6 protein-coding genes, 1 tRNA gene and 2 pseudogenes are annotated in these 10,751 nt (G+C 67.4%); 5 read left to right on the forward strand and 4 right to left on the reverse strand.

All coding sequences use genetic code 11. The annotated features are described in order from the left end of the window. The 3 genes and pseudogenes from FE811_RS23460 to lipB all read right to left on the reverse strand — a co-directional run. A pseudogene (locus FE811_RS23460) lies at nucleotides 1-384 on the reverse strand (cbb3-type cytochrome c oxidase subunit I); the annotation flags it as partial. 162 nt (nucleotides 385-546) lie between these two features. Further along, nucleotides 547-1,011 (reverse strand): cytochrome c family protein, encoded by a 465-nt coding sequence (locus tag FE811_RS23465; protein WP_116222876.1) that lies wholly within the window; start codon nucleotides 1,009-1,011, stop codon nucleotides 547-549. Nucleotides 1,012-1,155: 144 nt separating this feature from the next. Continuing rightward, nucleotides 1,156-1,812 carry a lipoyl(octanoyl) transferase LipB gene (gene lipB, locus FE811_RS23470; protein WP_116222875.1) on the reverse strand — a complete coding sequence of 219 codons (657 nt, stop codon included), beginning with the start codon at nucleotides 1,810-1,812 and terminating at the stop codon, nucleotides 1,156-1,158. A 250-nt stretch (nucleotides 1,813-2,062) separates the two neighbouring features. Between lipB and metH the strand changes: the two genes are divergently transcribed. From metH to FE811_RS23490, 4 genes are all read left to right on the forward strand, one after another. Beyond that, nucleotides 2,063-5,824: a methionine synthase gene (metH, locus tag FE811_RS23475; RefSeq protein WP_116222874.1), complete on the forward strand. Its 3,762-nt coding sequence runs from the start codon at nucleotides 2,063-2,065 to the stop codon at nucleotides 5,822-5,824. An 80-nt stretch (nucleotides 5,825-5,904) separates the two neighbouring features. After that, a tRNA-Leu gene (locus FE811_RS23480) sits at nucleotides 5,905-5,991 on the forward strand. A gap of 385 nt (nucleotides 5,992-6,376) precedes the next feature. Beyond that, nucleotides 6,377-6,757 (forward strand): hypothetical protein, encoded by a 381-nt coding sequence (locus FE811_RS23485; protein WP_036751685.1) that lies wholly within the window; start codon nucleotides 6,377-6,379, stop codon nucleotides 6,755-6,757. Between the two features lie 247 nt (nucleotides 6,758-7,004). Continuing rightward, on the forward strand, nucleotides 7,005-8,291 hold the full coding sequence (locus FE811_RS23490; RefSeq protein WP_140848984.1) for an O-acetylhomoserine aminocarboxypropyltransferase/cysteine synthase family protein: 1,287 nt from the start codon (nucleotides 7,005-7,007) through the stop codon (nucleotides 8,289-8,291). A 41-nt stretch (nucleotides 8,292-8,332) separates the two neighbouring features. On the opposite strand, the gene FE811_RS23495 is transcribed toward FE811_RS23490, so the two are convergent. Further along, entirely contained in the window at nucleotides 8,333-9,196 is an 864-nt protein-coding gene (locus FE811_RS23495; RefSeq protein ID WP_114537171.1) for an SIMPL domain-containing protein, read from the reverse strand. 208 nt (nucleotides 9,197-9,404) lie between these two features. Here FE811_RS23495 and FE811_RS23500 point away from each other — a divergent pair. Beyond that, nucleotides 9,405-10,751: pseudogene (locus FE811_RS23500) on the forward strand (hypothetical protein); the annotation flags it as partial.

The following is a 10,751-nucleotide window of genomic DNA, read 5'->3' on the forward strand; positions in this document are numbered from 1 at the left end:
GCGGGAAGGCCATGTCCGGGGCGCCGAGATGCAGCGGCATGAAATAGTTGCCGAAACCGCCAAACAGGGCCGGGATGACCACGAAGAACATCATCAGCACCCCATGATAGGTGATCATGACGTTCCAAAGATGCCCGTTCGGCGTGCATTCCGCCGAGGCGTCGGCGATGAGGCGCGCGCCCTCGACGCACATGTATTGCACGCCGGGATGCTGCNTTCCATCCGCATATAGACGGTGAAGCAGACCGAGATCAGACCGACGATGCCGGCCGTGAACAGGTAAAGGATACCGATATCCTTGTGGTTTGTTGACATGAACCAGCGGGTGAAGAACCCGCGGGTGTCATGATGGTCACCGTGGCCGTGAACGGCTGCGTCTGCCATGCGTGGACTCCCTAGACATGCGGCTGGCCGGCCCAAGGGCCAGCGGACTCGCTAAGTTTCTAGCCCACATTCCTACCCCTCGCAATGCGAAGAAGGGACTAAAAGTCGCGCCCCTGCGCGGTTTTGCCGCAGGCAGGGGCGCGCCGTTCCGGGGGTCGCCGGTCAGTTCGCGGCGCCTTCGGCGGGGGCCGCCTCGGCACCCGCATCGGGCGAGTGCTGGGCCAGGAAGGCGACCACGTCGGCCTGGTTCTTGCCGAGCTTGAAGGTCATCTTGGTCTTGGCGGCCGAATCGCCGGTCTTCTCGACCAGCCAGGGCTTGGGATCGGTGACGTATTCGATCAGGTCGGCCTGGGACCAGACCATGTCGGGGTTCTTTTCCGCCACTTCAAGGATGCCGTCGCCGTATTTGAAGCCTTCGACCGAGGCGATCTTGCGGCCGACGACGCCGTAGAGGTTCGGCCCGGTCTTGCCGCCCTTGACGATGTCGGTGCCGTCCGGTGCCTGGACCATGTGGCAGGCCTTGCACTTGTTGAATTCCTTCTCGCCTTTGGCGGCGTCGCCTTCCTGGGCCACGGCGGGCAGGGCGAGGGACAGGGCGGCGAGAGTGGCATAGATGCTGATCTTCATCGCGTTTCCTCTTGGGTAATCGCTTTTTCCGGGGGAGCGGACCTCTCCGCCTCCCGCCTTGACAGGGCTATCATGCGTCAAGCCGTCCGAACACCGGAAAAAGGTCGCAGGACCGTGAAGGGTGAATATGTCGCAGGGCGAAAATCAGCCGCCGAGCGGGGGGAAATTGCGCGCGAAGCTGCGGCGCAGCGCCAGGTCCAGGTCGTCCATGCCGACGGGCAGGCCCATGTCCACCAGGCTGGTCACGCCATGGCCCTGGATGCCGCAGGGCACGATGCCGGCGTAATGGCCCAGGTCCGGCTCGACGTTGATCGAAATGCCGTGGAAGCTGACCCAGCGGCGCAGCTTGACGCCGATGGCGGCGATCTTGTCCTCGCGCATCGAGCCGTCGGGCAGCGGCGCCTTGTCGGGGCGCGCGATCCAGACGCCGACGCGGCCGTCGCGGATCTCGCCCTTGAGGTTGAACTCGGCCAGCGCGTCGATGACCCAGGATTCCAGGGCCTTGACGAAGGCGCGCACGTCGCGGCCGCGGCGGTTCAGGTCCAGCATGACATAGACCACGCGCTGGCCCGGCCCGTGATAGGTGTATTGCCCGCCGCGGCCGACGGCATGCACCGGAAAGCGCGCCTCGAGCAGGTCGGCCGCGCGCGCCGAGGTGCCGGCGGTGTAGAGCGGCGGGTGCTCGACCAGCCAGACCAGCTCGTCCGCCCGGCCCTCGGCGACGGCGGCGGCGCGCGCCTCCATGAAGGCGACGGCTTCCAGATAATCGGTGAGGCCGGGGGCGGTGATCCATTCGGTCATGGGCGGTGAGATATTCCCGGCCGCGGGCCGTCGCAAGGGGGCGGGGGCGGTTCCGGCGGATCGGTTCGCGGTGGGGGCTGTCTGCCCCCACGCCCCCGAGGGTATTTCTGCAACGAAGAAGCGGGGCAGATGACGAATCCGCGGGCCGGATCATGAATCCGATGCAAGATCATTGTGCGGATGTTGAATTTCACTAAATGCCTGTCTGCGGCTATACAGCACATTTGATGAAACGCGCGGACCCTGGACCATGACCTTGCCCCTTTCCCCCGTCTTCGACGCCCTGCGCGCGGCTGCGCGCGAACGCATCCTGATCCTCGACGGCGCGATGGGGACGCAGATCCAGCAGCTTGGCCTGAAGGAGGCGGATTTCGCCGGCCATGGCACAGGCTGCGCCTGCGGCTGCCATCCGCCGGCGCCGGGCGAGCATCCGCAGCAGGGCAACAACGACCTGCTGAACCTGACCCAGCCCAAGGCGATCGAGGAGATCCACTATCGCTATGCCAAGGCGGGCGCGGATATCGTCGAGACCAACACCTTTTCCTCGACCACCATCGCGCAGGCCGACTATGGCATGCAGGCGGCGGTCTATGACCTGAACCTGCACGGCGCCCGCATCGCGCGGCAGGCGCTCGACCGCGCCACGGCCGAGGACGGGCGGGTGCGCTGGGTTGCCGGCGCGCTGGGGCCGACCAACCGCACCGCCTCGATCAGCCCGGACGTGAACAATCCCGGCTACCGCGCCGTCACCTTCGACGAGCTGCGCATCGCCTATGCCGAGCAGATCCGCGGGCTGATCGACGGCGGCGCCGACCTGATCCTGATCGAGACCATCTTCGACACGCTGAACGCCAAGGCCGCGATCTTCGCCTGCGAGGAGGTGTTCGAGGAAAAGGGCCAGCGCCTGCCGGTGATGATCTCGGGCACCATCACCGACCTTTCCGGCCGCACGCTGTCGGGCCAGACGCCGACCGCCTTCTGGCATTCCATGTCCCATGCCGCGCCGATCACCGTGGGCCTGAACTGCGCGCTTGGCGCCGCCGCCATGCGCCCGCACCTGGCCGAGCTTTCCGCCGTCGCCGACACGCTGATCTGCGCCTATCCCAACGCCGGCCTGCCCAACGAGATGGGCCAGTATGACGAATCGCCCGAGGAGATGGCGGCGCAGGTCGCCGAGTTCGCCCGCGAGGGGCTGGTGAACGTGGTGGGCGGCTGCTGCGGCTCGACGCCCGAGCATATCGCCGCCATCGCCCGCGCCGTGGCCGAGCTGCCGCCGCGCGAGATCCCCGAGATCGAGCCGCGCCTGCGCCTGTCGGGGCTGGAGCCCTTCGTCAAGACCGACGACATCCCCTTCATGAACGTGGGCGAGCGGACGAACGTCACCGGCTCGGCCCGGTTCCGCAAGCTCATCACCAATGGCGACTATGCCGCCGCGCTGGACGTGGCCCGCGACCAGGTGGAAAACGGCGCCCAGATCATCGACGTCAACATGGACGAGGGGCTGATCGATTCGAAGCAGGCGATGATCGACTACCTGAACCTGATCGCCGCCGAGCCCGACATCGCCCGCGTGCCGGTGATGATCGACAGCTCCAAATGGGAGGTGATCGAGGCCGGGCTGAAATGCGTCCAGGGCAAGGCGATCGTGAACTCGATCTCGCTGAAAGAGGGCGAGGAGAGCTTCCTGACCCAGGCCCGGCTTTGCCGCCGCTATGGCGCGGCCGTGGTGGTGATGGCCTTTGACGAAACCGGCCAGGCCGATACCGAGAACCGCAAGGTCGAGATCTGCTCGCGCGCCTATGACCTGTTGGTCAACAAGGTCGGCTTTCCGCCCCAGGACATCATCTTCGACCCGAACATCTTTGCCGTGGCGACCGGGATCGAGGAGCATGACAATTACGGCGTCGATTTCATCGGCGCGACCCGGCGCATCACCCAGGCCCTGCCGCATGTGCATGTCTCGGGCGGGGTCTCGAACCTTTCCTTCAGCTTCCGCGGCAACGAGCCGGTGCGCGAGGCGATGCATGCCGTGTTCCTGTATCACGCCATCCAGGCGGGGATGGACATGGGCATCGTCAACGCGGGCCAGCTTGCGGTCTATGACCAGATCGACGAGGGCCTGCGCGAGGCCTGCGAGGACGTGGTGCTGAACCGCAAGCCCAAGGCCGGCGGCACGGCGACCGAAAACATGCTGGAGATCGCCGAGCGGTTCCGCGGCGAAGGCGGGGCCAAGGCGCGCGAAAAGGATCTGACCTGGCGCACATGGCCGGTCGAGAAGCGGCTGGAGCACGCCCTGGTCAACGGCATCACCGAATATATCGACGAGGACACCGAGCAGGCGCGACTGAATGCCGAACGCCCGCTGCATGTGATCGAAGGCCCGCTGATGGCGGGGATGAACGTCGTCGGCGACCTGTTCGGCGCCGGCAAGATGTTCCTGCCGCAGGTGGTGAAATCGGCCCGGGTGATGAAGCAGGCGGTGGCGCATCTGCTGCCCTATATGGAGGCCGAGAAGGCCGCGGCGGGCGGCGCGGGCGGTTCCTCCAGCGCCGGCAAGGTGCTGATGGCGACGGTCAAGGGCGATGTCCACGACATCGGCAAGAACATCGTCGGCGTCGTGCTGGCCTGCAACAATTACGAGATCATCGACCTGGGCGTGATGGTGCCCGCGACCAAGATCCTGGAAACCGCCAAGGCCGAGAAGGTGGACATCATCGGCCTGTCCGGCCTCATCACCCCGTCCCTGGACGAGATGGTGCATGTCGCGAGCGAGATGGAGCGCGAGGGTTTCGACATTCCGCTGCTGATCGGCGGGGCGACCACGAGCCGCGTGCATACGGCGGTCAAGATCCATCCGCGCTATGCGAAGGGGCAGGCGGTCTATGTCACCGATGCCAGCCGCGCGGTGGGGGTGGTGGGCAGCCTGCTCTCGGGCCAGAAGAACGCCTATGTCGAGACTATCCGTGCCGAATACATGGATGTGGCCAACAAGCACGCCCGCGCCGAGGCGGAAAAGAAACGCCTGCCGCTGGCCGTCGCCCGCGACAATGCGCTGCGGGTCGACTGGTCGGGGTTCGAGGCCAAGGCGCCCGAGTTCCTGGGCCCGCGCGTGATCGAGGATTTCGACCTTGCCGAGATCGCGCGCTATATCGACTGGACCCCGTTCTTCCAGACCTGGGAGCTGAAGGGCGTCTATCCGCGCATCCTGGAGGACGCAAAGCAGGGCGAGGTGGCGCGCCAGCTTTTCGCCGATGCGCAGGCCATGCTGCGGCGCATCATCGACGAGCAATGGTTCCGGCCGCGGGCGGTCGTCGGCTTCTGGCCGGCGAACCGGGTCGGCGACGACATCCGGCTTTTCACCGGCGAGGACCGGGCGGCGGAACTGGCGACGCTGCACACGCTGCGCCAGCAGGTCAGCAAGCGCGACGGCCGCCCGAACGTGGCGCTGGCCGATTTCGTCGCCCCCGAGGGGTATCGCGACTATGTCGGCGGCTTCGTGGTGACGGCGGGCGGCGAAGAGCAGCAGATCGCCGAGCGCTTCAAGGCCGCGCATGACGATTTCTCGGCCATCCTGGTGCAGGCCTTGGCCGACCGTTTCGCCGAGGCGCTGGCCGAGATGATGCACGAGCGGGTGCGCCGGCAATACTGGGGCTATTCCGACGAAAGCTTCGCCCCCGAGGAACTGATCGCCGAGCCCTACAAGGGCATCCGCCCGGCGCCCGGCTATCCCGCCCAGCCCGACCACACCGAAAAGGTCACGCTGTTCAGGCTGCTGGACGCGACTGCGGCGACCGGGGTCGAGCTGACCGAGTCGATGGCGATGTGGCCAGGCGCTTCGGTCTCGGGCCTCTATATCGGCCATCCCGAGGCCTATTACTTCGGCGTCGCCAAGGTCGAGCATGACCAGGTCCTGGACTATGCCGACCGCAAGGGGATGGCGGTGCGCGAGGTCGAGCGCTGGCTGGCGCCGATCCTGAACTACACCCCGCAGGCGGCGGTCGCGGCCGAGTGAAAAAAATTCGCGCGGCGGGTGAAAAAAATGCCCTTTTCATCCGCCGCGCAAGCGTCTATGAGACGCGAGCCTACGAAAGTGCGGTCGTGGCGGAATTGGTAGACGCGCAGCGTTGAGGTCGCTGTTCCTTAACCGGAGTGGAAGTTCGAGTCTTCTCGACCGCACCATTTTCATCCCCTGAAAATCTGGAAGAAACCGTCGCGGCATCTTGGCGATTCATGGTTGGCGTGTCACCGCCTAGCCTTGGCTCAAGGCCGCCCTGGTCCGCCAAGCGGCGCCAGCCGGGGTGAGAGGCCAGCCATCTGCCGTGATGCATACTTACGCAAAATGGATAATAATGCCGCTTTCTCTGTCGGAAAGCGCCTTATCTCTTGGCGTATTTCTGCGCTTTTCGGGCATTTTCATCGGCCGGATACCCTCTTTCACCTTGGAAAATACGGGGTGATGGCAGGGTTTCCATGAAATACTGTCGAAACGCTCGGCTACCGAGGAATATCTTGTAGTCAGACAAAATAGACAATAAAGCCTTCTCACTTTGTTGAGAGGTTTCCCATGATCGGACGTGTTTTTGCGCTTTGCGCGGCCTTTTCTCTGGCAGGCTGCGCCACCATCACCCGCGGGACGAAGGACGTGCTTGTCGTCAATTCGACCCCCGGCGGGGCCCAGGTCAGGCTCAGCGACGGGCAGACCTGCGAGAATACCCCCTGCAGCTTCAAGGTTCCGCGCAAGTCGGAGCTGAACGTCGCGGTGACGAAGGACCGCTGCAAGCCGCAGCAGGTCCGCGTGACCAACCGCGTGGCCGGCGGCGGCGGCGCGGCGATGGCCGGCAACGTGCTGGTCGGCGGGATCATCGGCGCGGGCGTCGACGCCTCTTCGGGGGCGATGCTGGAACTGGTGCCGAACCCGGTCAACGTGCAGCTTGAATGCCGCTGAGCCCTCGGCCCGGCGGATGCGCGAGGCCCGCCGGACATCGGCGGGCTTTTTCATGCGCCGCGCGCGGACCCGCAAGGGTGGGCTTGTCGTCGCAGCCCGGTCCTTTCGCGAAGCGGCGGGGGAAATCACGCGCCCCAGGGGCCTGCCCAGCGGGACGGCCGGCTTTTCCGGCGTTTCGCGGCGGGTTTGCTGTTCCCTTCGCCGCCCGCTTGCGCCTAGTCTCTGCCCGAAGAAGGGGAGAGTTTCCATGTCCGAGAATTGGGGTTTCGACACCACCGCCATCCATGCAGGCAGCGCGCCCGACCCGGCGACCGGGGCGCGGCAGGTGCCGATCTATCAGACCACGGCCTATGTCTTTCAGGACGCCGCCCATGCCGCGCGGCTCTTTGGCCTGCAAGAGGTCGGCTATATCTATTCCCGCCTGACCAACCCCACCGTCGCCGCGCTGCAGGCGCGGGTGGCCGAGCTGGAGGGCGGGGCCGGCGCGGTCTGCTGTTCCTCGGGGCATGCGGCGCAGATCATGGCGCTGTTCCCGCTGATGGGGCCGGGCCGGAACCTGATCGCCTCGACCCGGCTTTACGGCGGCACCATCACCCAGTTCAGCCAGACCATCAAGCGTTTCGGCTGGTCGTGCAAGTTCGTGGACCTGGACGACCTGGACGCGCTGCGCGCCGCCATCGACGACGACACCCGCGCCATCTTCTGCGAATCGATCAGCAATCCGGGCGGCTATGTCACCGACATCCCGGCGGTGGCCAAGGTCGCGGAGCAGGCCGGCCTGCCGCTGATCGTCGACAACACCCTGGCCACGCCCTGGCTGTGCAAGCCCATCGAGCTGGGCGCGACGCTGGTGGTCCACAGCCTGACCAAATACATGACCGGCAACGGCACGGTGACAGGCGGGGCCATCGTCGATTCGGGCCGGTTCGACTGGTCGGCCTCGGACAAGTTCCCCAGCCTGTCCCAGCCCGAGCCCGCCTATCACGGGCTGAAGTTCCACGAAACCTTCGGCGCGCTGGCCTATACCTTCCACGGCATCGCCATCGGGCTGCGCGACCTGGGCATGACCATGAACCCGCAGGCCGCGCATTACACGCTGATGGGGATCGAGACCCTGGGCCTGCGCATGGCCCGCCATGTCGAGAACGCGCTCGAGGTCGCGGAATGGCTGGAAAACGATCCGCGCGTGACCTCGGTCACCTATGCCGGCCTTGCCTCGTCGCCCTGGAACGAGACGGCGCGGCGGGTCTATCCCAAGGGGGCGGGGGCGCTGTTCACCTTTGCGATCAAGGGGGGCTACGACGCGGCGGTGAAGCTGGTGGATAACCTCAAGCTCTTCAGCCATGTGGCGAACCTGGGCGATGCGCGCTCGCTGGTGATCCATTCCGCCTCGACCACGCACAGCCAGCTGACCGACGAGCAGAAGATCGCGGCCGGCGCCGGGCCGGACGTGGTGCGGCTTTCGATTTGGATCGAGGACGCGGCCGACATCATCGCCGACCTGGACCAGGCGCTGGCGGCTGCCACGGCCTGAACCGGAAAGGGCGGCGCATCGTTGCGCCGCCCGTCGGGGGATCAGTTCGCCGGAGCCTCGACCGGGGGCTCCTCGGGTGCGATTTCGCCCTCGGGTGTGATTTCACCTTCGGGCGGCTCGCCGCCTTGCGGCGCATCGGCCGGGCGCATGGCGAAGACCGCGGTGACATCGGCGCTGACGGCCAGCTCGCCCGCCTCGATGGGCGTATCGGCCGAGCCGGCCGCTTGGGCGCGCATGGCCATCATCGGGCGCGGCCCGCCGCCCGTCGGTGCCTCGGAAAGCGAGATCAGCCGGCCAAGCCGCATCCCCGCCGCCTCGGCCATCACCTCGGCGCGGCGGCGCGCCTCGGCCACGGCCTCGCTGCGGGCCTGGTCTTCGGCCTCGGCCATGTCCTCGCGCGAAAACGCGATGCCGCTGATCTCGTTGGCGCCCGAGGCGACCAGCTTGTCCAGCACCGCGCCCAGCCCGGCGATGTCGCGCACCCGCACGGTCACGCTGTTCTGCGCGCCATAGCCGGTCAGCTTCGGCGGCTGGCCCTGGTCCGAGTAATCCATGACCGGCGACAGGTTCAGCCCCGAGGTCTGGATGTCGCGCGCCTCGATCCCCTCGGCCTTCAGCGTCTCGATGACCTTGGCCTGCTGCTCGGCGTTCTGCGTCATCGCCTCGGCCGCGGTGGCGGCGCGGGTGCTGACGCCCAGGGTGATCGTGGCCATGTCGGGCTGGATCGTGGCATGGCCGGTGCCGGTCACGGTCAGCTTGGCGAAGGGGGCTGCATGTTTCATCATGTGATGTCCCATCTGCGCGGGCGGCGGCGGCGCGTCGGCCGGGGCGGTCTGGGCCAGCAGCGGGCCGGCGCCCAGAACGATCAGCGTCGTGGCGGCCAGCAGGGGTCGGAATCGGGGCATCGGGTCTTACTCCTTGGCGCATCGGGTGCTTTGCCCTTGCGCGGTTGTCTTCACGAGCCCCCATAACGCCGCAAATGCGTTCCGGGATGCGTCACAATCCGGTGTTCGGCTTTTCACGGATCGCGTTCTGGGCTAGTTCAGAACCATCAATCACGAAGATGCGTCCGGGACAGCCCAGGGCGCCCGGAACCGAAAGCAAAGCCTGTCGATGTCGCTTGATTCCGTCACCGAATACGCACTCTCCTTCAGCGAGGATGCCGTGCATCTGGAACGTCGCGAGCGGGGCCCGCAGGGGCAGGACGGCGTCGCGCCGGGGGCTTGGCGGCATCTGGGCTCGGTCGATTTCGCCTCGCCCGACTTTCACGACGCGCTGGCGCGGCTGCGCGCCATGGCCACCGGGGACGAGGCGGTGCTGCCCGTCGTGCTGATCATTCCCGACGACCAGATCCTCTACACGACGCTGACGGTCGCGCCGGGTGCGGATCGCGACCATGCGGTGGGCCGCGCGCTGGACGGGCTGACCCCCTATGCGATCGAGGATCTGGCCTTCGACTGGCAGGGCGAGGGCGACAGCGTCCGCGTCGCCGCCGTGGCCCGCCAGACCCTGCGCGAGGCCGGCGATTTCGCCCGGCAATACGGGTTCGATGGGCGGGGATACTGCGCCGCGCCGGCCGCGGGACTTTATCCGGGCGAGCCGGTCTTCGTGCTGGAGGCGGCGCCGCGCAGCCGCCCGCAGGTCGATCCGGCGCAGGCCGGCGTGACGGCCTCGGCGCTGCTGATCGAGGAAGAGCCGGCCGAAACCCAGGACGCGCTGGATCTCGACGGCGATGGTTCCGAGGCGCCGGAGGATGCGGCGGAAAATGCGCCCCAGCCGGCGGCTGACGGGGAGGCTGGCGACGATCCGGCCCCGCAGGCGGAGCCGGGCGAGAGGGTCGGGTTTTCCGAGGAAGCTGCGGTATTCATCGGAAATAACATCGAAAAATCCGAGGAATCTGAGGGGGCTGATCCGGCCTCGACCCCTGAGGAGGCTGCCCCAGCGGAAAACGATGTTTCCGAGGCGCTCGAAGCGGCAGAGCCGGACCAGCCTGACGCGGCTGCGCCGGAGGCCGGACCCGACGCGCGGCCCGAAGCCGTGCCGCAGGCCGGCGCCGCGCTGAACCCGCGGGCCCGCGCCGTGCATGAACGCGCGGCCGATGCCCGTCGTGCCCCCCGACCGGCGGGCGCCGCCCCGGTTCAGCCCCGCCGTCCCGGCGAACGGGGCGGGCTTGCCGGGCTGATCGCCATGCTGGGCGCGCTGGTCGTCGGGCTGATCCTGATCTGGGCCTTCCTGGTGCCGGACCGGCAGGAAGCGCAGCTTGCCGCAGCCGCCCCGGCCGAGCAGGTGCCGGCGGCCGCCGCCCCGGCCGAAGCCGAACCCGCGCCGGAACCCGCACTGGAACCCACGCCCGCACCGACCGCTTCTCCGTCGGCCGCGACCGAGCCTGCCCCGGCAGAGGCTGCGCCTGAGCCAGCGTCCCAGCCCGCGCCTGCCCCGGCGCCGGAGCAGCGCGCAGCG

The organism is Paracoccus sp. FO-3 (assembly GCF_006386455.1).
In the GTDB taxonomy this organism is placed as follows: Bacteria; Pseudomonadota; Alphaproteobacteria; order Rhodobacterales; family Rhodobacteraceae; genus Paracoccus; species Paracoccus versutus.